This window comes from Haloactinospora alba, from assembly GCF_006717075.1.
Lineage (GTDB): Bacteria > Actinomycetota > Actinomycetes > Streptosporangiales > Streptosporangiaceae > Haloactinospora > Haloactinospora alba.
The window spans coordinates 2,308,352-2,333,040 of sequence record NZ_VFQC01000001.1 but is presented as its reverse complement, the minus strand read 5'-3'; the positions used below and the strand labels follow the sequence as shown (position 1 = coordinate 2,333,040).

Below are 24,689 nucleotides of genomic sequence, written 5' to 3'. Positions count from 1 at the left end.
GATTTATCGTTTAACTTGACATGGCGGAAAATGCTCTTTTGTGGAGTTGTGGGCGGATGGTGAGGTTCTCTCAGCGAAACTTTTCCATGCGTTGTTGGAGGCGAGCGCAGCCTGGGTGATAGCCCGACACGGCTGGGACTGAGCGCGGTGGGGGAGTGTGGGCGCACGTGGGGGTGCGCGCCGGCACCAGCACCGACATAGCCCACGCCGGTCATGCTGGCGGCCAGGGTGGCCAGCCCCGCAGCGGCATGCCCTCCGGGGCGGCAAGGAACAACACAGTGCCGGTACCGTGCCTGGCCGTGCCGGAGCGCCACGCCTCATTGCTGTCCTCGAACCGGTCGCAGGCGATGAGGGGCGTGTCCAGAATGAGGCGGGTCATCTGCTGCCTGCGGCAGCGGGACACGACCTCGGACCGCTCGGGAACCTGTCCGGACAGGAGACCGGTGGCCTCATCCGTGTAGCGATAAGCCTGTGACCGGGGAGATGCCCGCATCGGCGGTCGGACGGGCAGCACGCGGAACCAGAACACCGCGTGGCCGGACGAGCCCAACACCCGGTCATCCCCGCGGGGTGGCGATGCGGCTGCGGTGGGTAGCCGCAGCCGGGTCAGGTACCGCACAACCGGGCATGGAACATCGAGCGCGGCAGAAGCGGCTCCCCATCGTGGGGCCTCTGCTCGTGTGGACGTCTCTAGCGGTCCGTTCACCACCTGGTGTTTCGGGTCAGCGGATTAAAGGCACGAGCCATGGGTTCCGTGGAAGTCCGGGAAACGCCGTCACGCACGATTCCATCGGCCCGATGGGGCACGGGAGCGCCGTCCTGCCCCGTCGCGTGCCGGTCGTGTCGGCAACCACAGAGCACCGACGGAGCACACGCCTACCCTGCGATCCGCGGGTCGGCAGGTCATATAGGGGAGCAGGTGATGGTCGCGTGGGTCGCGCGGAGGTCGGCCGAGGACCCCAGCGCACGAGTCGTACCTGGCCATCAGGTTGCTGGCACACGGTGCCGGACCGTTGATCCGTGAAGAGGGCCTTCCAGCGCGGTGGAGTAGCCGTGTACGCACCGCACTGGAAGGCCTTCGCGGTCACTCCCGGGACCGCTCCGACGGTTCAGGCGAGGATCTGGACGTACCCGTCGGTCCCGTGCACGCGGATCCGCTGCCCGTCCCGGATCCTCCGGGTGGCCTGCTCCACACCCACGACGGCCGGCAGACCGTACTCCCGCGCGACCACCGCCCCGTGCGTCATGAGCCCGCCTACCTCCGTCACCAGTCCGGCGACGGTGACGAACACAGGGGTCCAGCTGGGGTCGGTGTAGGCGGTGACCAGGATGTCGCCCGCCTCAAGGTCGGCCTGAGCCATATCCGTGACGACACGGGCACGGCCCTCGACGGCCCCTGCCGAGACCGGGAGGCCGGCCAGCGCGTCGGACGGGGCGCTGTCACGCCGATACTGGCCGGTGAGGGCTTCGCCGTCCGATGTGAGGACCCGGGGCGGGATGAGCGCCTCGTGCGCCCGGAACGCCTCCCGCCTTTCCCGAATGAGCTCGGCGTCCACCTCGTCGGATCGCACGGCTTCTTCCAACTCCTGGAACCGGAGGAAGAAGATGTCTTCGTCCTCGCGCAGGGCGCCGGACCGGACGAGGCGGTCGGCTTCCCGCAGCAACGCCTGCTTGTAGACGAAGTAACGGCTGACCATGCCGTACTTGGGGTACTCCCGATACCCGGCGAAGGTGCGGACGCGGTCGATCATCCGCTTGGTCTCCTCGGCCTTGCGCTCGCCGTCGGGAAGGGCGCGCAAGCGCGCCAGCAGGTCCTGTTCCTTCCGGTGTGACTCCCGGCGTCCCCGCTCGAAGCGTCGCTCGCCTTCGCCCGGCTCGAAGTTCTTGATGTTGCCGAGGATGACGGGCACGAGCGCGGCGGGCTGCTCGCTCCAGCGCGCTCTGGTGATGTCGATCTCGCCCACACAGCGCATCCCGTACGTGTCGAGGTAACCCCGGATGGCGTCACGTGCTTCCGGCCCGCCGGCCAGCCCGGCCATCTCGTCCAGAAAGCCGTCGCCCTGCCGGCCTTCGTCCGCGACACGGTGCAGGAACTCCACGACGTCGGAGTGCGGCCGGATGGCGTCCGCCACGTCGAGAAGCGCCAGCCCCATCTCCGAGGTGACGTTGCGGGGGACGGATTGCGTGAGTGCATCGGCCGCGTTCCTCTCGCCCAGCCACGCCTCCATGTGCTCATTGAGCCACTGGCTCGCCTCCATCGCCGCCATGATCACCCGGAGGCTCTGCGGGTCGAACAGGATGCGCTTCAACTCCGCGATGTCGGACCGGATGAAGTCGAGCAGCGCCGGCCCGGACAGATTCCGGATCTCGCGCTGCAGGGCGGCGACCGAGGCCTCACTGTGTCGGATCAGTTCGCTGACGGTTTCGGGATCGGTCGCGATCGGGGCGGGTGCGTCATCGGCGGGGGCGGCGGTGGAGTCTTCTTCCGGAAGTGTGCGGAGGAAGTCGCCGCGGTCGAGGACGGCTTGCAGCGCGTCCCCGATCAGCGGGTCGGAGCTCCCCAGAGTCTCCATGAGGTTCGCACGGCCCGCGGGCGTCGCCAGGGCGGGGGCGACGTCGACGAACAACCGTCCGCCCGCCTCGTGCATCGCTCGCGGGGTCGTCAGTTGCCACAGGGAGAGCCCCAACGGCTTCATCGCGTCGGTCATCATCTGCTGGTGACCGACGGAGACGTAGACGTGGTTCTCCTGGTCATCGGTCGTGGGGACGGGGAACAGGGTGGTGATCGGTCGGCTCTGGACGATGTGGAAGTCGTCGCCGACCCGACACCACTCGATGTCCTGGGGCCGGCCGAAGTGCGTTTCGATGCGCCGGTCCAGCCGCACCAGGCGCACGACCTGTGCTTCGGTCAGAGCCGACTGCGCCTGCCGCTGCGGATCGGTCGGTGCGTCATGGGTGCCGCCTTCCGGCGACGCCTGAGCGACCCGGGTCTTGGCAGCGATCGCTGCGGAGGCGACCTGGTCGTCGCGCACCGTGTAGACGTCACCGGAGACCAGACCGGAGACGAGTGCCTCGCCGAGCCCCCACCCGGCTTCCACGGTGGCGGTCTTGCGGTTCGAGGTCACCGGGTCCGCGGTGAACAGGGTCCCGGCCGCGTCCGGGAACACCATCCGCTGTACGACCACGGCCATACCCGTCTTCCGGTGGTCGAAGCCGTTGCGGAGACGGTAGGTCACCGCCCATTCGGTGAACAGCGAGGCCCAGCACCGTCGGACGTGCCGAAGGATCTCCGCGGGACCCGTGATGTTCAGGTACGAGTCCTGCTGGCCGGCGAAGGACGCGGTCGGCAGGTCCTCGGCGGTCGCGCTGGATCGCACCGCGTAGGGGGTGTGCTCCCCGAACCGGGTGAGTGCTTCGCTGATAGCCGTCGCGAGTGCGTCGGGCACCGCGACGTCCTCGACGCTGCGGCGCACATCGGCACTCAGGGTGCGGACGGCCGCGTGGTCGTCCGGTTCCGCGCGGGACAGCTGGTCCAACCGGGTACCGATCGACGGCGCCTCGGCGACGATCCGTCGGAAGGCGTCCGTCGTGATGCAGAAGCCGCCCGGAACGCCGGTACCGGGGATCCGTGAGAGCTCGCCCAGAAACGCCCCCTTTCCACCCACGTCTGCGACATTCGTCGCGTCGATCTGCTCGAAATCCATCACATAGCGCAATTCCGCTGCCCCGTATTTCGTCGGTCCGATTCGTAAGACAGCAAGTATGGAGCAATTTTCAGTTCCTCATGAGGCGTGCGAATCTGATATAAAATGAAAGTGGCAGGGAACGACCCTCACCTCATGTGTAGTCCCGGCCGATCCTTCCCCGGCACCGTGGCCGGACTGTCGCGCTGACCGGTCGGACACGTCGCTTGCCGAGGAGCTTGCCGCCGGTATGCGCGCCGCCGCGTGGTCCGAGGGGATCTATCAATCGGTCAGCACGCCCTGGACGCGGTCGGGCGCCGCAAGGTCTTCGCCGGTAAGCAGTCCGGCAAGGAGCCCGACGCCACGAGTTGAAAGCGTGCCTGCCCTATCTGCCCCCGGCGGAACTCTGGGCGCGGCGCCTGGTCCTCCTTGGTCGGTGCTCATCCGCGGGTTCAGCGTGGGGTACCCGCGAAGGCCCGGAGGCGGCCCCGCGCGTCGCAGCCGCAGGGGCTGCCGCTGCAAGCTGCTCTTACCTCAGAGGACAGAACAACCGGGTTCTGTTTTTGGACGGATGAGGTCGCGTAGCTAGATCCGGATCGCGGCGGGTTGGACGGTTCCGTCGTAGGTCGCGGCCCGCTTGTCATAGCGGGTGACTACCGTCCGGTTCTGCTTGGGCGGGTTGACCGTCCGATCGACGGTGCCACGGCCGCGGTAGGCCCGCCGGTCGAACGCCGGAGGCCTCTCACCCGCTGGACCGTGGCGTTTGCGGCGTTGTCGCCGCAAACAGGCCCGGACCGCAGCCGAGGGGTAGGACCTAGCTGAGCCGCGACGGGGGCGAACATGGGAGTGTCGCCGCGCTGGCCCTGGCTGGTGGACAACAATCCGGCGGTGGTGCGCCGTGGTCGTGTGATGCCGGACCACCAGCCGGTGCACGGCTGGGGCGCTCCGGAACCCTGCCCTGAGGTAGGGGAATGTTTAGAGTGATGCGGGTGGTCCTCGGGTATCGGATGGCCGTGGGCCGGATCCCGGGTTTTGCCCTGACGTGAGAGGCGAGATCGGTCGGCGGCGCTCTGTGTAGCTGCCGCGGTGGGGAGAGCCACGATGCCCCGCCGGATGACATGCCCCTCCTGCGAGAAGCCGGGAACCTCGAAGGACGGCGCAACGGCGCGGGCATCACGTCACCTGCGCGGCCTGTGGCGGCGCCGACATCCCCACGGGTCCCCAGGCACTCGCCCAGTACTCCCGGGACACGCAGCTCTCCGCCGTCGGGCAGAGCTACGTGCCGCTGTGCGCAAGCGCCGCGACGGTGACGATGCGACGGACGCCCTGGTTCTCTCGCGCTGAGGAACGCGCGCACCCGGTTGCGGCGGTCGCGGAGGGCGCCGCAACCGGGCGGGGGCGAATCAGTGCGCGGAGTTGAGGGTGCCGGAGAGGTCGTTGTGCAGTTCCTCACTGGGGACGTTCAGACCGGCGATCTCGGCGGTGATGCCGTGCTTGGCGAACTTGTCCACGGCGTGGTCCAGCGCCGCCACCGCCGAGGAGTCCCACATGTGCGCGTACGAAAGGTCGATGACCACCCGGTCCACGCCCTGCTCGCTGTAGTTGAACTGGGCGGTCAGCTCGTTGCTGGAGGCGAAGAAGAGGTCGCCGCGCACGGAGTAGAACCGCACCCCGCCCTCGGGGTCGAGCACGCTGGTCACCCTGGAGAGGTCGGCGACCCCGCGGGCGAACAGGGCCGTGGAGGCCAGCACGCCCACGACCACGCCGATGGCGAGGTTGTGCGTGGCGACCACGACCGCGACGGTGATCACCATGATGGCTGTCTCGGTCCAGGGCATCCGCCGCAGCGTGGCAGGGGAGATGCTGTGCCAGTCCATGGTGGTGATGGACACGAACACCATAACCGCGACGAGGGCGGCCATGGGGATGACGGCGACGACGTCGCCCAGCACCACCACCAGGATCAGCAGGAACACCCCAGCCATGAGCGTGGAGAGCCGGGTGCGGGCGCCGGAGCGCACGTTGATCATCGTCTGGCCGATCATCGCGCAGGAGGCCATTCCGCCGAAGAAGCCGGTGATGATGTTGGCCAGCCCCTGGCCGCGGGCCTCGCGGCCCTTGGACGAACGGGTCTCGGTGACGTCGTCGACCAGCTTGGCGGTCATCAGCGACTCCATCAGCCCCACCAGCGCCAGCGTCAGGGAGTAGGGGGCGACGGTGCGCAGCGTGTCCATGCTCAGCGGCACGTCCGGAAGGAACGGGACCGGGAAGCTGGAGGGCAGGTCACCCATGTCGCCGACGGTGGGCACCTTGACCCCGGAGGCGACGGCGACGCCGGTCAGCACGATGATGGCCACCAGCGGCGCGGGCACCGCTGTGGTCAGGCGCGGCAGCAGGAAGATGATCGCCAGTCCGCCCGCGATGAGGGCGTAGACCGGCCAGCCCTCGCCTGCGAAGTGCGGCACCTGGGCCATGAAGATGAGGATGGCCAGGGCGTTGACGAACCCGGTCATGACGCTGGGCGGGACGAACCGCATCAGCTTGGCCACCCCCAGCAGCCCCAGGACGACCTGGAAGACGCCGGCCAGGATGGTGGCGGCCAGCAGGTAGTCGACGCCGTGCTCGCGCGCCAGCGGCGCGACGACCAGCGCCATGGCCCCGGTCGCTGCCGAGACCATGGCCGGGCGCCCACCGAGGAAGGCGATGGACACCGCCATGACGAAGGAGGCGAACAGTCCGACGCGGGGGTCGACGCCGGCGATGATCGAGAACGAGATGGCCTCGGGGATCAGGGCGAGGGCGACGACGAGGCCGGCGAGGCTCTCGGTGCGCAACCTCGAAACGGACAGCGGCGGAATCGGAAGGCGCCGGCGGGGTTTGGTCTGCTGGGCAGTCATGAAACCAATCTCGTAGGAGCTGCGTGCGCACACTGTGGCCGGGCGAGGGCACTGCACCCCCGCTCCGGGCACGCATCAGCGCGCGACGAACGGATGCCGATGATTCGGGGTCCCCGGCCGCCCCCGGGTCGGCCGCATACGCATGCGAGCCGTCCCCTTGTCAGCGGCGCCGTTGCCGCGGGCCCACGGCGGCGATGCACCGTGGGACGGGGGTATCGGGGCAGAAAAAGGGGCGCGAGCCGCGTGGGCTCGGCGCCCTCAAAGCTTACAGTTACGTGAGGGTTGGGATCACCCTTCGCGTGCGAGAGCCTGCCCACATCCCGCCGGTCGGACGTTGCGCGCGTCCGCAGCGGAGGGGAACGGACGGCAGCCGGACGGTGCGCCACGGGGAAGCGCTGGGAAACGGAGTGCCGAGACGGATAGCGGCCGCGTATCACCGTTCCGCACGCTCGAGGAGCGCCAGCGGGTGACGATCGCAGCCCACCGTCCGAACGCGTTTTGCTGGATGGACCTCAAGTCCCGCGGTCTGCCCGGAACCGCGGCGTTCTTCTCCGGCGTGCCCGGCTGGACGTTCGCCGTTGACGCGCAGGATCGGTGCCGGCCACCTGCGTCCGTGCGGGCGAACACCGGACCGATCCATCTCGGTCGAGCCCTGGCACAGGGTTTTGGAATACCGCGGTGACGACGGTTCCCTACCGGCCTAAGAGCTCCACGCGCTCATCTGTGGTCCCATGCCAAATCCGTCCTGGTCCTACGCGAACTCGAACAGTGAACTCGCTGGGGTCACCACAACCGTCGTCTTCTCTTCCCGCGCCGGAGGCACCGAGGTTCATGGGTTTGTCGCCGTTTCGTGCTGGATTCTCGGAATGCTGGCGACCAGGCGTTCGAGGATGTTCTGGAGAACCGTGCGCGATGTGGCGAAATTGAGGCGGGCGAACCCTTCTCCGCCAGGTCCGAACTCCGGGCCGGGACTGAGTGCTACGCGGCCGTACTCGCGGAGCTTGGCGGCCGGGTCACGCCCCAGTCCGAGGGCGCGGAAGTCCAGCCAGGCCAGGTAGCCCGCCTCGGGCAGGTGGTAACCGAGCTCGGGAAGCTGTTCGGCGAACACGTCCGCGACGAGGCGGCGGTTGTCGTCGAGGTGGGACACCACGGCGTCGAGCCACGGCCCCCCTCTCTCCCACGCGGCCAGTGCCGCTTCGACGCCGACCGTGTTGACGGCACCGAAGATGTCGGGCGGCTGTGCGTCGTAGGCGGCGCGCACGCTCTCGGCCCCGAGATGGGCCAGAGCGCAGCGGGTTCCGGCGAGGTTGAACGCCTTGGTCGCGGAGGTGAGGGTCACCGTACGGGAGGCGGTGTCGGTGTCCAGAGAAGCGAACGGGATGTGCTGGTTCGGGGGGTAGGTGAGATCAGCGTGGATCTCGTCCGAAATAACCAGCATGTCGTTGCGTCTCGCGGTATCCGCGATCTCCTGCAGCTCGGTGCGCGTGAACACGCGCCCGGTCGGGTTGTGCGGGTTGACCAGCAGCAGCGTCCGGCACCGAGTGGCGGCGGCCTCCCGGGCGAGGTGCTCCGGGTCGAAGCGCCATCCCGAGGGCGTGTCAAGCATCGGGATCGGGACCAGGCGACGCTCCATGCGCGTGACGGTGCCGAGGAAAGGCGGGTAGTTCGGAGTGTGGACCGCCACGGCGTCGCCAGGTTCCGTCACCAGATGGAGCACCACCTGGAGCGCCTGGATGAGATCGGTGAATTCGCGGACCTGCCCAGGGTCGGGACTCCAGTGGTAACGCTCGTGCATACGCCGGGTGAACGCGGCGCGTAGCGGACTGCCATGCGGCCAGTCCGGGTAGCCGATATCCGCACCGTCGATGAACCGGTGCAGCGCGTCGCGAACGGGCTGGGCGACGGGAAAGTCCATGTCCGCTACCCATGCGGGAAGCACGTCAGGTTCGACGCGGTGCCATTTGGCCCCCGGTCTGGCGCGAAGCCAGTCCCAGTCGAGCGCGTCGAGGCTGCCGGGACGGTTGGTGTGCGGGCCGGTCGCATTCATCGGGTTGCCTCGGGGCCGAACGAGTGGGGCGTGCCCTGGGAGTGAGCGGTGAGCAGATCGCGGAGGACCTCCAACTGTCCGTGGTGTTGGCTGAGTTCCTCCAGCACGTGTAGCAGCACTCCTCCCTGGGTGAGAGCTCGTTGCGGTCCGAGGAACCCCGAGGGCGGATCCCCGCGGGCGGGCGCCGATGGTGCGACGTGCTCCAGGTCCAGGCGAAGCTGGCGCTGACTTTCCTGGACCCGGGAAACGAGCTCCGCCACCGTGCCCGTCGCGTGGAACTCCGCTTCCCGGTCGCGGTGCACGACGCGGCCAGCGGCCAGCGCTCCCACCCAGTAGTCGACCACGCCAAGGCAGTGGGTGGTCAGCCCGAACGCCGAGTTGGCCCCTTTGAGGGCGGGTCGGCGGTTGACGAGGTCATCACCGAGCTGCCTGGCGATCTCGACCATTCCCGCAAGCGCGCGGTCGACGAAGTAGAGGAACTCCTCCATGGCGGTGTCTTCGTTCTGGCGGGACCCGGCGTCGTCCGTGTCCGCCGCTCCGACGGCGTCGTGTTCTGGAGAGGTCTGAGGCATTCGCAGCCCATTCAGTGCCGTAACCGTTTAGACAGTGACTGCAGTTTGTTCGCTCGCATCGTCACCTGTCAAGATGGTGATATGGGATCCGTCTTCGTGAGCGGCCGGTCATCGTTGGACCTGGCAGGGACACTGAAGTGGCGGCGTGGTGAACCCGAGGAGTTGCTGGCGGAGCCCGCGGATCTGGGGCGGTGGGCGGTAGAGGCAGCGCTGGTGGACGAACCACCCGAGGTGGTTGACTCCGGTCTGCGGCAGGGCAAGGAGCTGCGCGAAACGATCTACCGGCTGGCCAGTGGCTGGTCGGCTACGGCTGACCGACAGGACGTGGAACTGCTCAGCACGGCCGCGGCTGCTGCTCCCCCCAGGGTCGATCTCGACCAGCGGTACCGAGTCCGCAGGAGCGGCCCGCTCGAGGCGGTGCTGTCGGCCGTCGCCAGGGACGCGATCGAACTCCTCGGCGGCTCGGACATTGAACGGGTGCGCGAGTGCGCGCGTCCGGAATGCACCCGGCTCTTCGTGGACTCCTCCCGTGGAAAACCGCGCCGCTGGTGCGGGATGGCCGAGTGCGGCAACCGGATCAACGCAGCCAATTACCGTCGGCGTCAGCGCACCACGGCACCGAGCACGCGGTAGGTTCCTTGAGGCCGGGAAGGCTGGACGAGACCGATGCGCATCGGTGAAAGGCGCCTATGGAAACCTTGAGTCTACGCAGCCTCAACCGCGCGACCCTGGAGCGGCAACTGCTGTTGGAAAGGCGCCACACCACCGCGCTCGAGGTGATCGACCATCTGGTCGGATTGAACGCTCAGGATCCCGAACCACCTTATATCGGGCTCTGGTCGCGCATTATCGATTTCGGCAGCGGCGATCTGGAACGGTTGCTGCACGAGCGGGAGGCGGTGTGTGGCTCGCTGCTGCGCGGCACCCAGCACATCGTGACGACCGACGACTATCTCTGGTTGCGTCCGCTCCTGCGTCCAATGCTGGAGCGGCTCCAGCGCAGCGCCTTCGGAAAGACCACTGCGGAACTGGGTTTGGCCGACCTCATGGCGGCCGCTGAGAACCTCATCGGCACTGAGACGATGACGCGGCCGGAGCTGGGGCGGGCACTCGCCGCGCGGTGGCCCGGACGCGACCCTGTGGCGCTGGCCCGCTCGGTCCAGTTCCTGATGCCGGTCGTGCACCCGCCGCCCGACGGCACCTGGGAGTGGCGAGGCAAGACCCCGTTCCTCCTCGCCAGCGAGTGGATCGGTCGGCCGCTGGTGGAGGAACCCTCGGCGGAGCGGTTGGTCCTGCGCTACCTCGCCGCGTTCGGGCCGGCCACGACCCGCGACATCCAGGCGTGGAGCGGGCTGACCCGTCTCCGGCAGGTGGTCGACGGTCTGCGGTCGCAGCTGCGCGTATTCCGCGACGACAGCGGACGGGAGTTGTTCGACCTTCCTGACGCCCCGCGCCCGGGGCCCGACGTCCCGGCGCCCGTCCGGTTCCTGGCGCCACTGGACAATGTGCTGCTGGCTTATCACGACCGTCGCCGCATCGTCACCGAGGAGCAGCGCAAGCACACCTTCCTCGAGGCCGCCGTGTCGGTCGACGGGTTCGTACGCGGGCTCTGGCGGATTCGCCACGACGATGACCGCGCGACCCTGATCGTCCGGCTCTTCGACCCGCTGGCCCCCGACGAGGAGGAGCAGGCGGTCGACGAGGGCGTGCGGCTGTTGCGGTTCTTGGCGGCGAAGGCACACGCGCACGACATCCACTTCCAGCCGCTGGAGGAGGCCTGGCCGCCGGGAACGCCGTGGAGCTGCTGGCCGAAGCGTTCAGCTCGCCCTGCGCCTCCTCGGTGAGAAGGGCCCCGCGTGAGATCGGAGTGATTCCCCTGACTGCTGCCGGGGTCAAATCTCTGCTCAGCGAGGTGTGGCCAGTGCGCAGGCCGCTGTTGCACGGCCTGGCGCGGTCGCTATGGCGACGTCGCCATCAAGCACGTGCCCGCTGGTTCCACATGCGGGCTCAGCTGGGCGTATCCGTCCAGGTCACATAGCAAAGTCGGCTGTAGTACTCGCCTGCGGGGCAGACCGCGCGTCGCTCCGGAAATCGCTACTCGGGATCCCGGCGCACGCGCTCGACGTAGGCTTCGGAGTCGCTGTCGGCGAGCCGCCGTAATTCGGATACGTGCGCTGTGAAGTCCGGGTGCCTCACAGCGGTGCGTAGCGCCTCGACACTCGCCCACAGCGCGACGTTCACATAGCGGTTCGGTTTCCGACATCCTGGGAGAGCGTGTAGTCAAGAATGCCGGACTGCGCCGCCATGAAGTCCGCGACCTGCCCGAGAGCGCGCTCGAATTCCCCGGGCCCCTTCACAGCGGCCCTGTTGACGAACGTGACGGTGGGCGCGGCGTTCTGCTGCGTATCGGTCTCCTCCTCCGCGAGCGGCCCTCCGGTCACTATCCGCGCCCCCATCCTCGTGCACCATGTTGGAGAGCCGCTCGAGGGCGGTGTCCGCCAGGGCGTCCTAGCCGCCGAACCGCGCCGCGTTCTCCCGCACCCAGTCGGTCAGGGTGCGGGCCGGGCGGCCGGTTACCTCCTGGATCGTAGGCAGTACCGTGTATCCGGCCTCGGGCGGGTTAGTCCTCATCATCAGGAAGAACTCGATATCGGAGTCGCCGAAGCCCTCCTCGCGCCACTGCGCGACCATCTCGTCCTGACTGAGCTCGATGTAGCGCACCTCGCGACCCAAGACCTCACCGATGATGCGCACCTTGTCCGGAGGGGTGAGCGCCTCGGGGCCGGTCATCCGGTATTCCTCGCCCGCGTGGCCGTCACCGGTGAGTACAGCCGCTGCCACCGAGGCGACGTCGGAGTCGTGGATCATTGCGCTCTTGGCGGAGGCGAACCCTTCGCGCACCACGCCCTCCTCGCGGATGGTGTCCGCCCACTCCAGGATGTTGGACATGAACTCGCTGGGAAGCAGGTAGGTGCCCTCCGCACCGCTCGCTTCGACCGCTTGGTCCAGCTCGGTGTGGTCCATGTCCCCTTTCAGCACGGTGACCTTGCGGACGCCCGCCTTTTTGGCCAGCTCCATGATCTCCGGTCCGTTAGGCAGCGGCGCGTAGTCGTCGCCGCCGAAGCTGATGAGGTGGGCCGCGGTGATCCCGGTGAACACCTCGCCCAAGGTCGAGGTGTCAGCGATATCGCTCGCCACAGTTTCGGCCGCTGCCGGCAGGCCGGCCTGTGCGGGGTCGCGGGTCAGGGCACGGACGCTGTGCCCCTCGGCCAGCAGCTGCTCTACCAGTGGGCGCCCAACATTACCGGTAGCGCCGGTTACGAGGATGGTCATGGTTTCTCCCTAGGGTTGTCGGTGTCCGGAACCGGGTCCTAGCGCCTCGCGGTCCAGGTAGGGATGATGGGGTGTTTCCATCTCGGTTCGCGATCTGGCGCTGCCGAAGCTAGCGAGAATTGCGGTCGGATCCTGTCCGCTAGAGCGCGGAGAATGGTTCTATGATGGACACCTCGGCGAGGCTCCTCCGTTTGCTGGCACTGCTGCAGGTCCGCCGGGAGCGGCCGGCCGCGAACTCTCCGAACGTTTCGACGTCAGCGAGCGCACCGTAGGCCACGACGTTGAGCGGCTGCAGGCCCTGGGCTAGATCCTGTCCGGAGTCCGGTCTTGGTAGAGCATCGTCCATGGCACGAGGCGATCTCACCGACGAGCAGTGGCCCCTGTTTCGCAGGGACGGGATGATTACCTCGGGGCCTCTAGATGCAGGAAGTGGCCGACTTCCGTGAGGACCTGTGTCGTGGTCTTGTCGTGGAACCCCAAAGCCTGTGCGGTCACTGGCGCGGGAACTTGGAGCACGAGCTGGTGCAGAGCCGCGGTACGCACCCGTATCCCCGGGATTCCGAGTTCGCGGACCAGCTCAGCAAGGCTGTAGGGATGCGGGGGCGCCCTGATCGGGTTCCGGGGAAAGGCCAGAGGGCTTCGCTGCAGCTCGGCGAACGGTTCAGGGGCCGGTATCGGTGGATCGCCGAGGCGAATGAGTACGTGGCCGTCGTCGGCTGGGCCGATCCCTGCCGCAGCCCCAGCACGCTCACCGCCGCGTTGCCCGCCCGGGTGGACAGGGCGCCGCCCGCGGTTGCGGATCAGCGGCCTTGGCGGGCCGGCCGGGCTCGCCCAGGAGTTCCTCCAGGGTGGTGCGGGCTTGGGCGTGTAGGGGAACGGTGCGGTCCTTGCCGCCCAGACGTCCCCTGCCCCGAGCACGCACGCTGCCCTTGCGGGCCGAGAGCCGCACGTCGGCCGCGTCCAGAGCGATCGGGATCACGGAGAAGCTCGGCCGCTCGAACAGTGGCTTTTGTCTGCTCGGCTCCCGAGCTGGGACGTTGCGTCGCAGCATGTGACCCTCCTCATTGTTGACAGTGTACACATGACCATCTTAGTCTCATGTAAGCGCCGCATACATTTTGCGAGGGAGACACCAATGCCATCGACCCAGCAGGACACGGTCGAGGTCGATCTGGGCGGCCGCAAGCTCGCGGTCCCGAAGGGCGGCCTGTACGACCGTTACCGCATGGACACCGATCTCGACGAGGTCGCCCGCGATCCCCGCGTCAGCAGCGTCGACTTCTTCCGTCGGCTGCCCAAGACCAGGGTCGAATCACCGATCGGTCCGACGCTCACGCCGAACTTCTACTATCGGGTCTCGACTGCCCGGGTCACGATGCTCGCCCGGTCCCGCGCGCTCCGCTCCCGCCTGCCCGCGGAGCTGGACCCGCTGGAAATCGCGCCCGGCCTCGGGCTGGCCTCGATCATGTTCTTCCGCTACGACGTGTGCGACATCGACTTCTACACCGAGGCCGCCGTCGCGATTCCGGTCCGGCCCGCCCGGCACGGTCGGCTCAGGTTCGTCGACCTCGCCTCCGGCCTCAAGAACGACGACCTCCACGCCTACGTACTGTCCCTGCCGGTCAACAGTGACATCGCCCAGGTCCGCGGCCACGACGGCTACGGCTTCCCCAAATGGGTCACCGAACTCGACGTCGATATCGACTCCAACAGAGCCACCGCACGTGTGGCCAACGACTCCGGTGGCGACGACCTGAGCCTGTCGGTGTCCACACCCGCTCAGACCACGTATCCGTCCGGTGAACGAGTCTCGACGCTCACCTCCTACACGTCGATCGAGGGCGCCTGGCACTCGATCCTGAACCAGACCAACGTGCTCTCGACGGGAGGAACGCGCTCACCGCGCGACCTGGTTCTCAAGTCCGGAAACGGCCGCCTGACCGACGACCTGCGCTCGCTCGACCCGATCCGGACCATCCAGCTCGACGTCACCACCGAGAGCCAGGCCGCACTGCACATGCCGGTCCCGGTCTCGATCCGGAACCGCTAGCGCGGGAAACCGAAGGAGGCAGCGATGACCGACACCGAGCCGGCGACCGGAACCGGGACGCCCCGGTCCGTGACGACCACGGACGCTCCAGCGCCCGAAAAGACACCGCGGAGCACTGCCATGACCACCGAACCCAGCACCCGAACAGCGCAGGCCGTCCGCGCCCCCGGATTGCCGCCGACGCTGACCCCGGTCCTGCTCCGACGGCTGACCGCACGGGTCGCGGCTACTCCGGACGCCGTGCGGGTCACCACCACCGCGCCGTACACCGGTGGCCCGCTGGCCGACCTGCCGGTCTCGACGCCCGAGAACGTCGAAGCGGCGTTCACGCGGGCCCGCGCAGCCCAGAAGGCCTGGGCCGCCACCCCGCTGCGCGAACGCAAGCGGATCATGCTGCGCTTCCACGACCTGGTCATCGAACGCCGCGACGAGGCTCTGGACCTGATGCAGGCCGAGAGCGGCAAGACCCGCCGCGACGCGTTCCTGGAGGTCACCGACATCGCGCTGACCGCCCGGTACTACGCGCGCGGCGCCGCCGGGATGCTATCGCCCCGGCGCCGCCGCGGCGCGATCCCGCTGCTGACCCACACCACCGAACTGCGCCATCCCAAGGGCGTCGTCGCCGTCATCTCACCGTGGAACTACCCGCTCAGCATGGCCGCGGGCGACGCGATCCCCGCGCTCATGGCGGGCAACGCCGTCGTCCAGAAGCCCGACACCCAGACCGCTCTCACCGCGCTGTGGGCCCTGGACCTGATGCACGAGGCGGGACTGCCCACCGACGTGTGGCAGATGGGGATCGGTCGCGGGAGTTCCCTCGGCGGTGCACTCATGGACAACGCCGACTACATGATGTTCACCGGCTCCACCGCGAGCGGGCGCCAGATCGCCCGCGACGCAGGTGAGCGCCTGATCGGGGCCTCCCTGGAGCTGGGCGGCAAGAACGCCATGGTCGTCCTGGACGACGCCGACGTCGACCGCGCGGTGGAGGGGGCGATCGCCGCGGCGTTCCCCTCGGCCGGGCAGCTGTGCGTGTCCATCGAGCGGATGTACGTGGCCGATGCGGTCTACGACCGCTTCGTCGCCGCGTTCGCCGCCCGCACCAGGGAACTGCGGGTGGGAGCCGGGTACGACTACGGCTACGACGTCGGCAGTCTGACCCACCCGTCCCAGCTGAATACGGTGACCGCGCACGTGGAGGACGCCGTCGACAAGGGCGCGACCGTCCTGGCGGGCGGCCGGGTGAGGCCGGACCTGGGGCCACTGTTCTACGAACCGACCATTCTCACGGGTGTTACCCCGGACATGACGCTGTACGACCACGAGACCTTCGGGCCGGTCGTGTCGGTCTACCGGTACCGGGACGTCGACGAGGCGATCGCCCGGGCCAACGCGACGCCGTACGGGCTCAACGCCAGCGTGTGGAGTCGTAGCGGCGCCCGGGGGCGTGCGGTGGCCGCCCGGCTGCATGCCGGTACGGTCAACGTCAACGAGGCCTTCGCGGCCGCCTGGGGCAGTATCGACGCGCCTATGGGCGGCATGGGCGACTCAGGGCTGGGCCGCCGCCACGGCGCCGACGGCATCCTGAAGTACACCGAGCCGCAGACGGTCGCCCACCAGCGCCTGTTGGGGTTCACACCGCCCGCCGGGGTCTCGTACCGCACGTGGGCGCAGGCCCTGACCGTCGCGCTGAAGCGGATGAAGGGCATGGGCATGCGTTGAGCCGGGGGCGGTGACCACGGAGGACGGGCGGCACCGGGCCGGAGGCCGGCCGGTGTCGCCCGCGGGCGTCCCTACGCCCGCGGCACCGCCGTGGCGGCGAACAGCGCGTGGACGGTGGAGCGGACCCGGTCGGCGACCCTGTCGGGGTCTGCGGCGTCGAGCTTGCCGTCTAGGTGCAGGAAGGCCAGGCCGTGGACCAGGGACCACACCGCGGTGGAGAGCGTCTCGGGCTCGGAGTCGGGGAAGACACCGTGGACGATGCCGTGGACGTACTCCCAGATGGCGGCGGTAGCGGCGACCCGCTCCTCGTGCTCCGGGTCGCAGGGTTCGGCGAACATCGTCCGGAACAGCGCCGGTCGCTCCAGCGCGAAGCGGACATAGGCGACGGCGATTCCGGCCAGATCGTCGGGGGTCTCAGGCGATGCGTTCGCCAAGGCCAGGTGTTCGGCGAGCTCTCGGTACCCTTCGGCCGCGACCGCGGAGACGAGCGCCTCACGGTCCGAGAAGTGGCGGTAGGGGGCCGTCGCCGACACCCCGGCCCGCCGCGCCACCGCCCGCAGGGACAGCGCGGCTCCGCCGTCCTCTTCGAGCAGGTCCCGGGCCGCGCGCAGGCAGGCGGCGTGCAGGTCGCCGTGGTGGTAACTGCTCTTCGCTTGCGGCACGGATCACACTCCCTAATGTTTGCAGTGCTCACATCCTCCCTCTAATGTAAGCAATGCGTACATTGTAACGGACCTGAGAGAGAAAGCGGTTCCGATGACTGGCGGATTGTACTCACCCCTGCACCTGCGCTCGGGGACGGTTCTGGGCAACCGGATCGCCAAGGCGGCCATGGAGGAGAACATGGCGGGCGAGGGCCAGCTGCCCGACCATCGACTGCTGGAGCTGTACCGGCGCTGGTCGGCGGGCGGAGCGGGGCTGCTCATCACCGGTAACGTCATGGTGCACGCCGAGGCGCTGACCGGGCCCGCCGGTGTGGTGCTCGACGAGGCCGCCCCGTTGGAACCGTTCGCCGCATGGGCGCAGGAAGCCAGCTCCGGCGGCGCGGCGGTGTGGATGCAGATCAATCACCCAGGCCGCCAGGTCCAGGCCAACATGCCCGGCGTCGCGTGGGGCCCGTCCGCGGTGGGCGTCGACCTGGGCCGGCTCAGCAAGAACTTCGGACGCCCGGTCGCCATGACCCCCGAGCAGATCGGGGACACCGTGGAGCGGTTCGCGGTCACGGCCTCCCGAGCCGAGCAGGCCGGATTCGACGGGGTGGAGATTCACGCCGCGCACGGCTACCTGCTGTCGCAGTTTCTGTCCCCGCTGGTCAACCAGCGCACCGACGCCTGGGGCGGGTCGCTGGAGAACCGGGCGCGGATGCTGCTGGACGTGGTCCGTGCGGTCCGCACCGCCGTCGCTCCGTCCTTCGCTGTCGCGGTGAAGCTCAATTCAGCCGACTTCCAGCGCGGCGGGTTCGACGTGGACGACGCACGCCGGGTGATCGCGATGCTCGAACCGCTCGGCGTCGACCTGGTGGAACTGTCCGGCGGCAGTTACGAGAGCCCGGCGATGACCGGGCGCTCCGCCGACGAGCGCACGCAGGCCCGGGAAGCCTACTTCCTGGACCTGGCCCGGGACATGGTCGAGACCAGCCCGCTGCCGCTGATGCTCACCGGAGGCATCACCCGGCGCGCCACCGCCGACAGGGTCCTCGCCAACGGCGTGGATCTCATCGGGATGGGCACCTCTCTTGCCGTCACCCCGGACCTGCCTCTGCGCTGGCGGGACCGCCGCGAAGCCGACCGGTCGATGCGGCCGGTGACCTGGTCCAACAAGGCCCTGGCCTCGGCCGCCAGCATGGCGCTGGTCCGCCACCAGATGCGGCGCCTCTCCCGCGGACGGTCTCCCAGACCCGGCACCCACCCGGCGTACGCCCTACTCTCCGAACAGCTCCGCCAGCGGCGAGCCCTGCGCCGCTACCGCGCCTGGCTGCTCACGTCACGAGGCGCCGCGACAGCGAACCGACCCGCGCGGTCGCGCCACCGGGTGTCAAGGACCTCCTGACAGGGAGCACCGAGTATGTCCCTGTCTCCACGAACCGGCTCTGGCACTCGGCCATCACTGTCGGGCGATGGCCGAGTGCCAGAGCCGCGGCACCGCGTTCAGCGGTGGGCCGTGTCCGAAGAGGCGTCGACGACTCACGGGAGGGAGGGTCACGTCGAGGACGAGGCAGCGACACCGGCGACGAGTCGCTCGGCCAGTCTCCCCGAGGACTGCGGGTTCTGCCCCGTGTACAGATTCCTGTCGGCCACGATGAAAGGCCACAGGGGAATCCGCCCCTCGTGTGAACCCAGGATCGCCCGGGCTCAGATCCCTTCGGAGGGCTCCTCGGCGGCCCAGGTGAAATTGTGACATTCCTGAACGTTCGGGAGCCCGACGCCGTCGGCGGACGCGGGCGCCTCTACCTGACCGGCGGCCTCGCCCGCCTCCGTCGGGACAGCCGCTTTCGAGGTGCTGGGGCGTGACGAACACCAGGTGAAGGTATGCGGACATCGCATCGAGCTGGACGAGATCGGGGCGGTCCTGGCGCGGCAGCCGCGGTGGACCAGGCGGCCGTCGTGGTCGAGGACGACGAGGCGTCGGGGATCCTCCTGGCCGCCTACTTCGCCGACGAGGCCGCCCCGTCGGATCTGGCCCGCGGCGCCGCCGACCTCCTGCCGCCCTGTCCCGGTCCGGCAAGGGACCCGCGAAGGGCGCCGAGGGTCGCACCCGGGCGGAACGGGAGGTGATCCAGGACTGCCGGGACGTGCTGAACATCGACGGCCTCGGAGCCGGCGACGACTTCCTGCCCCTGGGGGCAATTCGCTGTCGGCGGCTGTCCTAGCAAACCGGTTCGGCGAGCGGCTCGGGGTACGGCCGTCGATGCGTACGCTGTTCGACGCGAAGTCGCTTGCCGAATTGGCGGCCGTCCTCGGCCCGGAGGCGTCGCCCACGTCCGCGAAGGGCGAAGAATGACCGACATGCACCCCCTCCGCGTAATCGCCGCCGAACGCGCGATCAGGCCGGTCCTGTTCTGGTCGTTCGTGGCACGGCTTCCATTGGGGCTGGTGTTCGAGGCCCTGCTGTTCGGCGTGCAGAAGACGACCGGGTCACTGGCGCTGGCCGGGACCGTGACGGGGGTGGCCTCGCTATGCACGGCAATGGCCGCACCGCTACAGGGGAGGCTGCTCGACCGGACACCCAAACCCCGGATCATCACCTGCTTCGCGGCGGCTCAGGTCCTGACGCTGCTGGTGCTGGCCGGGGTGGTGTACGCCGGGGACGCGCCGGCGGTGCTGCTGATCGTCCTGGCGGCGGCGGCCGGCGGAACCATCCCCTCGGTGACCGCGATGACCCGCCTGACGCTCAAACGAACCCTTCCGTCGACCTCCTTGAACACGGCCTACAGCCTGGACGCCACCTCGCTGGAGATCATCTTCATCGCCGGTCCGACCCTGACTGCGCTGGGCACGGTGCTCTGGGACCCGGCCGTCATCTTCGCGGGAAGCGCCGCGCTCGTCCTCGTCGGGACCGGGGGCTTCCTGGCGACAGCGGGCGAACGGCTGAGGGAACCCCTGGCCGGGACCGCGGAGGGCGGAACCGGTGCGGAGGACGGGCCCTCCGAGCGGGACACGGCCGGGCGCGATGCCGACTACGCCTCTCCCCTGCGACGCCGGAGGATGCCGGTGATCTGGTTCGTGGCGGCCATCGCGCTGTCGGCACTTCCGCTAGGAATGATCGAGTCCAGTCTGATCCAGCTGACCGTGGAGCGCCAGACGAGCATCGCCCCGGTGGGCGTCGCCCTATCCGTTCTCAGCGCCGGCAGCCTGGTCGGCGGCCTGGTCTATGCGGCCGTCTCCTGGCGGGCCCGACCCAGCGTGCAGTTCGTGGCGTTGTCCCTGCTCCAGGCTGGCCTCCTGCTCCTCCTCCTGCCAGAGCCCGGTTTCTTGGCCATCACGGCTCTGCTCGCGGCAGTGGGACTGTTCGTCGTGCCGCTCATGTCTCTCACCTTCCTCCTCCTCGACAGAATGAGCCCACCGGAGAACTGGGCGCAGACACAGAGCTGGGGCGGCGCGGCCAATACGGCCGGATCCGCCGCCGGGATCGCCCTCGGCGGGGCCGTGGCCGGTGCCAGCGGGTCCTTCATCGGCATCCTCGCGGCCACCGGCATCGCCTTCGTCAGCATCGCCGTGGCGCTTCCGGCATTCCGCGCCCTGTCCGACCGCTGAGAGGGCGTTTCGTGGGTTGATGTCCCCTTCGTCGGAGGGGTTGGACAGGGCGGGCTGGTCAGGGAATCTGTGCTGGGCTAGGGGCGCGGCTGGGTGAACAAACCCGGCTCGGTCCCGAGGAGGATGCCACGGCTGGGCAGGCGTTTGAACGTGGAGCGGATGTTCTCGGCGTTCTTCGACACGACTGGATGCGCGGAACACCAACTCCCCAGGGCCTGCAATGCCGAGCGCCGGAGCTACACCGCCCCCATCCACCACGTGCAGTCTCCCCAATCACGGTCCTGTACGTCTTCTGTACCAGCGTCCGCATCCGTGCATTCTTCGCCTTCGCAGGCGTTTCTTCAGGGCGAAGCTCGGCCACGCGTGGATCCCCCGGGACCAGACCGCTGGGTCGGCCACGGCGATGTTGGCCGCGAGGGACGCGAGGCTGCCCAGGATCAGCAGGCCCCATGGCAAGATGCCGCCGCGTCCCCCTCTCCTACACCACCCCGGCCGCGGTCAGCCGCAGATGGCCTCTTCCAGGAACGCGTCCGCTGCGTCGTCGGGGTCACCGCTGAAGTCTGGTGTGAGCGCGATCGTGACCTGTTGCTGCTGGTCCTCCGTCGAGTACGACCAGGACTGGTACGCCAGGGCATCGCCGTCGTTGCCGTACACACGGACCCCACACGAGGTGTCCCGCCAGGCCAGCCCGAGCCCGTACGTCTCGCCCTCCACAGCCGGTGTCGTCATCTCGTCGAGCTGGTCATCCGACAGCAGGCGGCCGTCGAGCAGTGCGGCGACGAACTGGTTGAGGTCCTTCGTCGTGGAGATCACTTCGCCACCCGCTCCCAACACCGACGGGTTCATCTCGGTGAAGTCGACGAGGTGCGTTTCGCCGCCCCACTCTGCTGGCACGTAGCCGTGCGGATGCGGCTCGTCCATCCGTGGCGACTCTCCCGGCATCGTGGTGCCATTCAACCGCAACGGTTGGATGATCCGCCGCTCGATCTCCTCGCCGTACGACCGGCCGGTGGCCTTCTCGACGATCTGGCCGAGCAAGACGTAGCCGGTGTTGGAGTACTCGTACTCCGAACCCGGCGGTTCGAACGTCGGGGGGTTCGCCACGGCGCGTCCGACCAGCTCGTTCGCGGTCCAGGTTCGCCACCGGTTGTTCAGGAACTCCGGATCCGGTGGCAACGTGAGGGTTCTCCGGTAGTCGTACAACCCGCTGGTGTGGTTGAGAAGCTGGCGCACGGTGATGCCGTCACCATTCGGTACGGCTCCGGGCAGCCACTCTTCGACTGTGTCGTCCAGCCGCAGCTGCCCCTCGTCGACGAGCTGCAGAATGGCGGTGGCGAGGAACGTCTTCGTCACGCTGCCCGCCCGGAACCGGCCCTGGACCGGGATCTCCTGCGTCGTGTCCCGCTCGGCGACACCGCTGGTGCCGCGCCACACGCCATGCTCGTCACGCACCTCCGCCAGCGCGCCCACCGCCCCAGCGGCCACGAGGTCGTCCAGTCGGCTCTGCAGCTCCGGACGATCCTTACTCTCTGACTCGGCGGTGGCAACGGCCGGCGCCGCGGCCACGGCCAACACCGTCGTCGCGGTCACCAGCACCCGGGACACACGCTTCATCCCGACCTCCTCGATCTTCGTGGACGATCCGTCGCGGCCAGCCTGACGAAGCGGAGGAAGCGGGCGCATCCGGGAATGCCCTAGCCCAACCCCTGGGATCCGCCCGCTTCCCTCCGGGGTTTGTGGGGGTGCCAGACCCGAGGTTTGTGGGGGCGGCTAGAGCGTGCCTCACAGCTGGTTTGGTGCCTTGACGGCACTTGGGCTTCGGGGCGGCTTCGAGACGAAAACTGCCGCACTGGATTGGGGACAGGAACAGGAGGCCCAAGTCCGCGCCGGGACCTGGACAGAGCCCAGGGAACAGGAGATCACCTTCGGGGAGTTCGCCAACCAGTGGTGGGCACAGGTCCGCTTGGCCGACAATACTGCGGCCGAATACCGCTCTTACCTGGATACCTATATCCTTCGCCTATCCTCCCGGGCTTCACGTTCAACGAAGGTCGGCACACCCACCGCGCGTGGCTGGCTGATGACGGTATCCCCGAGGTGGGCCGCGCCGCCCGGCTGGGACACCGGATGCCCGGTATGGCCAATGTCTACGAGCACGTCACGCCGGCGATGAAGGAGCAGATGCGCAGCGCGCTGGAGGCGCGTTGGCGCCAGAGCCTGCAGGCGCTGAAACCGGCCGAGTGCCAGTGGATCCTGGAGACGGCTCTGCGGCTCGGTGAGTACTACCGAGCGCCGTGTGCGTGGAAGTCCCCGTGGTGGCAAAGGAGCAGGATCGCCTCCACGGCGATCGTCCCAAAAAAGGAAAAGGCCACCGAAGCGGCCTCTGCCCTGCGATGTTGCTGGTGGGCGATACTGGACTCGAACCAGTGACCTCTACCGTGTCAAGGTAGTACGGTGCTCTAGCCGACCTGGACCGATATGCGGACTCGCAGGTCAGAGGCCCTCATTGGGAGCCGTTCGGCGCCGTTGAGCCCCGTTGAGACATCTTCCTGTCTCCATTTCGTCTCCACGCCGTCCGCGTGGAGCGGCCGTCTCCACGATCACCCGGTGCCCGTGTCGGCGGTAGTACTCACCGGTGTTCGGCTCCCACGTATGGTCGATGGCCTGCAAGGAGGAGTACATACCCATGTCGAGTCCGATGTGGTCGCGCTGGATCACCGTCGCTACCGTCCTGCTGCTGGCCGCCATCGCGGCCGTGGTCTCCTATGCCCACATGTTCGAGCTGGCCCTGGGCCATGGCGAGCCCGCCTGGCGGGCTGGTCTGTTCCCGCTGTCGGTCGACGGCATGATCGTGGCCGCCTCCATGTCTCTGCTCAGCGACGCCCGGCAGGGGAGACGTGGGGGAGTGCTGCCCTGGACCCTGTTGATCCGGTCGATGATCACCCCGCCAAGGAGCCCGACCACAACAGAGGGCACCGCCGTCGCGGTCGCCAGGGCGGACATGCCCAGCGGGCTGCCCGTGGTCTGCAAGACGATCAGCGGCAGCGCCACCGAGGCGATGCCGTTGCCGAGCAGGCTCAGCAGGTGAGAGGCGTAGTAGGCAAGTGCGACGAGTGGCATGTGGTCAGAGAAGACTCTGACGTCACGTCGGGGTCAAGCACGAAGAGAACGGCTTGTGACCCGGCATTCCCCTCCCCGGGGCACCTCTGAGCATGCTCACCCCGGGGAGCGCCGCCAAGCGAGCAGACACCGATGAGCATTACAGCCCTCCCTCGGCCCGGGCCACCAGGGCCAGACGCAGCCACTGAGCCTTTGCCAACCTGGTGTTCGGGCTACTCGGAGGGTGTACGGCGTGGCGTGGCCACGAACACGTGAAGCTCCTGGTAGACGGGCGATTGCCTAGACCAAACCGTCCAACCAGGAGCTCCACATGCTGTCCTACCCCTCCGGGATGAATGTGTCCAGCCGCGCGCTCGGCGTGCTCGCCGACGCGCTGCGGGCCCACCGCAAGGCCTTCGTGATCCTCGACGGGACCCTGCTGCGCATCGACCGCGTCGCCATGACCAGCGGGACGACCGCGCGTTCTACAGCGGCAAGCACAAATGCCACGGGGTGAACGTGCAGGGCGTGGCCGATCCGTTCGGTCGGCCGGTGTGGATCTCGCCGGCGCTGCCCGGGGCGCGTCACGATATGGGTGCCGCCCGCGAGCACGGCGTCGTCGACGCCTTCACCGCGGCCGGGGTGCGGGCGATCGCCGACACCGCCTACCAGGGCGGCGGTCCGGCGATCCGGGTTCCCCAGCGTCGCCGCCGCCGCGATCCCGACGCCGGTCGCTACCGGCGGCTGTCGCGGGCGCAGAAGGAGGTCAACACCGCCCATGCCCGGCAGCGGGGACCGGGTGAGCGGGTCAACGCCGAGCTGAAGAACTGGCGTGTCCTACGTAAGATCCGTTCCTGCACCGACCGGGCACGGCCAGGTCCCGACCAGCGCCCCATCGGCGATGGCATGCATGAGATGCCCATCCAGGCGCAGCACCACCCTCCGGCCGGCCCAGGCGAAGCCCACCAAATGCCGCTCACCGGCGATACTGACCGTGCCGTTCCGGATGACCACACGCTCGATCTCCACGGCC

At 68.7% G+C, this 24,689-nt stretch carries 23 protein-coding genes and 1 pseudogene; 11 read left to right on the top strand and 13 right to left on the bottom strand.

Annotation, left to right across the window (positions count from 1 at the left end; all coding sequences use genetic code 11):
* Window positions 1-211: 211 nt before the first annotated feature.
* The 5 genes from FHX37_RS10545 to FHX37_RS10515 form a co-directional block, all read right to left on the bottom strand.
* Complete coding sequence (locus FHX37_RS10545) at window positions 212-619, bottom strand: hypothetical protein (RefSeq protein WP_141923737.1); 408 nt, start codon at window positions 617-619, stop codon at window positions 212-214.
* A gap of 490 nt (window positions 620-1,109) precedes the next feature.
* Complete coding sequence (gene rph / locus FHX37_RS10540; protein ID WP_141923736.1) at window positions 1,110-3,704, bottom strand: rifamycin-inactivating phosphotransferase; 2,595 nt, start codon at window positions 3,702-3,704, stop codon at window positions 1,110-1,112.
* A gap of 1,382 nt (window positions 3,705-5,086) precedes the next feature.
* Entirely contained in the window at window positions 5,087-6,580 is a 1,494-nt protein-coding gene (locus FHX37_RS10530) for a SulP family inorganic anion transporter (RefSeq protein ID WP_141923734.1), read from the bottom strand.
* 829 nt (window positions 6,581-7,409) lie between these two features.
* Window positions 7,410-8,627 (bottom strand): MalY/PatB family protein, encoded by a 1,218-nt coding sequence (locus tag FHX37_RS10520; protein ID WP_141923733.1) that lies wholly within the window; start codon window positions 8,625-8,627, stop codon window positions 7,410-7,412.
* Window positions 8,624-9,199, bottom strand: coding sequence for a mycothiol transferase (locus FHX37_RS10515; RefSeq protein ID WP_211351799.1), 576 nt, complete (start codon window positions 9,197-9,199; stop codon window positions 8,624-8,626). The genes FHX37_RS10520 and FHX37_RS10515 overlap by 4 nt, the downstream gene beginning before the upstream one ends.
* An 81-nt stretch (window positions 9,200-9,280) precedes the next feature.
* Here FHX37_RS10515 and FHX37_RS10510 point away from each other — a divergent pair, with 81 nt between their 5' ends.
* Window positions 9,281-9,832 (top strand): CGNR zinc finger domain-containing protein, encoded by a 552-nt coding sequence (locus FHX37_RS10510; protein ID WP_141923732.1) that lies wholly within the window; start codon window positions 9,281-9,283, stop codon window positions 9,830-9,832.
* Between the two features lie 56 nt (window positions 9,833-9,888).
* Complete coding sequence (locus tag FHX37_RS10505; protein ID WP_141923731.1) at window positions 9,889-11,043, top strand: winged helix DNA-binding domain-containing protein; 1,155 nt, start codon at window positions 9,889-9,891, stop codon at window positions 11,041-11,043.
* A 250-nt stretch (window positions 11,044-11,293) separates the two neighbouring features.
* On the opposite strand, the gene FHX37_RS22820 is transcribed toward FHX37_RS10505, so the two are convergent.
* From FHX37_RS22820 to FHX37_RS10485, 5 genes are all read right to left on the bottom strand, one after another.
* Window positions 11,294-11,440, bottom strand: coding sequence for a hypothetical protein (locus tag FHX37_RS22820; protein WP_170181551.1), 147 nt, complete (start codon window positions 11,438-11,440; stop codon window positions 11,294-11,296).
* Window positions 11,437-11,655: a hypothetical protein gene (locus FHX37_RS10500; RefSeq protein ID WP_141923730.1), complete on the bottom strand. Its 219-nt coding sequence runs from the start codon at window positions 11,653-11,655 to the stop codon at window positions 11,437-11,439. Before FHX37_RS10500 ends, FHX37_RS22820 begins: the two co-directional genes overlap by 4 nt.
* A 52-nt stretch (window positions 11,656-11,707) precedes the next feature.
* Window positions 11,708-12,532, bottom strand: a complete 825-nt coding sequence (locus FHX37_RS10495; protein ID WP_141923729.1) for an SDR family oxidoreductase — start codon at window positions 12,530-12,532, stop codon at window positions 11,708-11,710.
* Between the two features lie 139 nt (window positions 12,533-12,671).
* Window positions 12,672-12,878, bottom strand: coding sequence for a hypothetical protein (locus FHX37_RS23555; RefSeq protein WP_246062233.1), 207 nt, complete (start codon window positions 12,876-12,878; stop codon window positions 12,672-12,674).
* Window positions 12,879-13,280: 402 nt separating this feature from the next.
* Window positions 13,281-13,583 carry a hypothetical protein gene (locus FHX37_RS10485; protein WP_246062232.1) on the bottom strand — a complete coding sequence of 101 codons (303 nt, stop codon included), beginning with the start codon at window positions 13,581-13,583 and terminating at the stop codon, window positions 13,281-13,283.
* A gap of 84 nt (window positions 13,584-13,667) precedes the next feature.
* Here FHX37_RS10485 and FHX37_RS10480 point away from each other — a divergent pair, with 84 nt between their 5' ends.
* Window positions 13,668-14,582, top strand: coding sequence for an acetoacetate decarboxylase family protein (locus tag FHX37_RS10480; RefSeq protein ID WP_141923728.1), 915 nt, complete (start codon window positions 13,668-13,670; stop codon window positions 14,580-14,582).
* A gap of 120 nt (window positions 14,583-14,702) precedes the next feature.
* Entirely contained in the window at window positions 14,703-16,304 is a 1,602-nt protein-coding gene (locus FHX37_RS10475) for a succinic semialdehyde dehydrogenase (protein WP_141923727.1), read from the top strand.
* A 71-nt stretch (window positions 16,305-16,375) separates the two neighbouring features.
* On the opposite strand, the gene FHX37_RS10470 is transcribed toward FHX37_RS10475, so the two are convergent.
* Window positions 16,376-16,966, bottom strand: a complete 591-nt coding sequence (locus FHX37_RS10470; protein ID WP_141923726.1) for a TetR/AcrR family transcriptional regulator — start codon at window positions 16,964-16,966, stop codon at window positions 16,376-16,378.
* A gap of 94 nt (window positions 16,967-17,060) precedes the next feature.
* Here FHX37_RS10470 and FHX37_RS10465 point away from each other — a divergent pair, with 94 nt between their 5' ends.
* The 4 genes from FHX37_RS10465 to FHX37_RS10450 all read left to right on the top strand — a co-directional run bounded on the left by FHX37_RS10465 (window position 17,061) and on the right by FHX37_RS10450 (window position 20,557).
* On the top strand, window positions 17,061-18,353 hold the full coding sequence (locus tag FHX37_RS10465; RefSeq protein ID WP_141923725.1) for an NADH:flavin oxidoreductase/NADH oxidase family protein: 1,293 nt from the start codon (window positions 17,061-17,063) through the stop codon (window positions 18,351-18,353).
* A 479-nt stretch (window positions 18,354-18,832) separates the two neighbouring features.
* The gene (locus FHX37_RS23550) at window positions 18,833-19,078 is read left to right on the top strand and encodes a hypothetical protein (protein WP_246062231.1); all 246 of its coding nucleotides are present in this window, start codon (window positions 18,833-18,835) and stop codon (window positions 19,076-19,078) included.
* Window positions 18,978-19,304, top strand: coding sequence for an acyl carrier protein (locus FHX37_RS23865; protein ID WP_281288314.1), 327 nt, complete (start codon window positions 18,978-18,980; stop codon window positions 19,302-19,304). The genes FHX37_RS23550 and FHX37_RS23865 overlap by 101 nt, the downstream gene beginning before the upstream one ends.
* Window positions 19,305-19,309: 5 nt before the next feature.
* A complete protein-coding gene (locus tag FHX37_RS10450; protein WP_141923723.1) occupies window positions 19,310-20,557 on the top strand; it encodes an MFS transporter in 1,248 nt (415 codons plus the stop codon).
* 498 nt (window positions 20,558-21,055) lie between these two features.
* Here the strand turns inward: FHX37_RS10450 and FHX37_RS10445 are convergent, their stop codons facing one another.
* A complete protein-coding gene (locus FHX37_RS10445) occupies window positions 21,056-22,171 on the bottom strand; it encodes a serine hydrolase domain-containing protein (protein WP_246062230.1) in 1,116 nt (371 codons plus the stop codon).
* Window positions 22,172-22,693: 522 nt separating this feature from the next.
* Here FHX37_RS10445 and FHX37_RS23225 point away from each other — a divergent pair.
* The 3 genes and pseudogenes from FHX37_RS23225 to FHX37_RS24100 all read left to right on the top strand — a co-directional run.
* The gene (locus FHX37_RS23225; protein WP_211351798.1) at window positions 22,694-22,987 is read left to right on the top strand and encodes a hypothetical protein; all 294 of its coding nucleotides are present in this window, start codon (window positions 22,694-22,696) and stop codon (window positions 22,985-22,987) included.
* Window positions 22,988-23,243: 256 nt separating this feature from the next.
* On the top strand, window positions 23,244-23,645 hold the full coding sequence (locus FHX37_RS23860) for a DUF2637 domain-containing protein (protein ID WP_281288291.1): 402 nt from the start codon (window positions 23,244-23,246) through the stop codon (window positions 23,643-23,645).
* Between the two features lie 393 nt (window positions 23,646-24,038).
* Window positions 24,039-24,448 (top strand): annotated as a pseudogene (locus FHX37_RS24100) (transposase family protein); the annotation flags it as partial.
* 45 nt (window positions 24,449-24,493) lie between these two features.
* On the opposite strand, the gene FHX37_RS23540 reads toward FHX37_RS24100, so the two are convergent.
* Window positions 24,494-24,685, bottom strand: a complete 192-nt coding sequence (locus FHX37_RS23540; protein ID WP_170181452.1) for a hypothetical protein — start codon at window positions 24,683-24,685, stop codon at window positions 24,494-24,496.
* Window positions 24,686-24,689: the final 4 nt, after the last annotated feature.

What these genes read in the sequence shown, in the direction of transcription:
- FHX37_RS10515 (WP_211351799.1), bottom strand. Translation starts at nt 9,199, where the DNA reads ATGCCTCAGACCTCTCCAGAACACGACGCCGTCGGAGCGGCGGACACG.
- FHX37_RS10495 (WP_141923729.1), bottom strand. Translation starts at nt 12,532, where the DNA reads ATGACCATCCTCGTAACCGGCGCTACCGGTAATGTTGGGCGCCCACTG.
- FHX37_RS10520 (WP_141923733.1), bottom strand. Translation starts at nt 8,627, where the DNA reads ATGAATGCGACCGGCCCGCACACCAACCGTCCCGGCAGCCTCGACGCG.
- FHX37_RS10510 (WP_141923732.1), top strand. Translation starts at nt 9,281, where the DNA reads ATGGGATCCGTCTTCGTGAGCGGCCGGTCATCGTTGGACCTGGCAGGG.
- FHX37_RS10445 (WP_246062230.1), bottom strand. Translation starts at nt 22,171, where the DNA reads ATGAAGCGTGTGTCCCGGGTGCTGGTGACCGCGACGACGGTGTTGGCC.
- FHX37_RS10480 (WP_141923728.1), top strand. Translation starts at nt 13,668, where the DNA reads ATGCCATCGACCCAGCAGGACACGGTCGAGGTCGATCTGGGCGGCCGC.
- FHX37_RS10450 (WP_141923723.1), top strand. Translation starts at nt 19,310, where the DNA reads ATGCACCCCCTCCGCGTAATCGCCGCCGAACGCGCGATCAGGCCGGTC.
- FHX37_RS10500 (WP_141923730.1), bottom strand. Translation starts at nt 11,655, where the DNA reads ATGGGGGCGCGGATAGTGACCGGAGGGCCGCTCGCGGAGGAGGAGACC.
- FHX37_RS23225 (WP_211351798.1), top strand. Translation starts at nt 22,694, where the DNA reads ATGGCCAATGTCTACGAGCACGTCACGCCGGCGATGAAGGAGCAGATG.
- FHX37_RS23550 (WP_246062231.1), top strand. Translation starts at nt 18,833, where the DNA reads ATGCGGACATCGCATCGAGCTGGACGAGATCGGGGCGGTCCTGGCGCG.
- FHX37_RS10505 (WP_141923731.1), top strand. Translation starts at nt 9,889, where the DNA reads ATGGAAACCTTGAGTCTACGCAGCCTCAACCGCGCGACCCTGGAGCGG.
- rph (WP_141923736.1), bottom strand. Translation starts at nt 3,704, where the DNA reads ATGGATTTCGAGCAGATCGACGCGACGAATGTCGCAGACGTGGGTGGA.
- FHX37_RS10530 (WP_141923734.1), bottom strand. Translation starts at nt 6,580, where the DNA reads ATGACTGCCCAGCAGACCAAACCCCGCCGGCGCCTTCCGATTCCGCCG.
- FHX37_RS10465 (WP_141923725.1), top strand. Translation starts at nt 17,061, where the DNA reads ATGACTGGCGGATTGTACTCACCCCTGCACCTGCGCTCGGGGACGGTT.
- FHX37_RS10485 (WP_246062232.1), bottom strand. Translation starts at nt 13,583, where the DNA reads ATGCTGCGACGCAACGTCCCAGCTCGGGAGCCGAGCAGACAAAAGCCA.
- FHX37_RS23860 (WP_281288291.1), top strand. Translation starts at nt 23,244, where the DNA reads ATGTCGAGTCCGATGTGGTCGCGCTGGATCACCGTCGCTACCGTCCTG.
- FHX37_RS23555 (WP_246062233.1), bottom strand. Translation starts at nt 12,878, where the DNA reads ATGGACGATGCTCTACCAAGACCGGACTCCGGACAGGATCTAGCCCAG.
- FHX37_RS10475 (WP_141923727.1), top strand. Translation starts at nt 14,703, where the DNA reads ATGACCACCGAACCCAGCACCCGAACAGCGCAGGCCGTCCGCGCCCCC.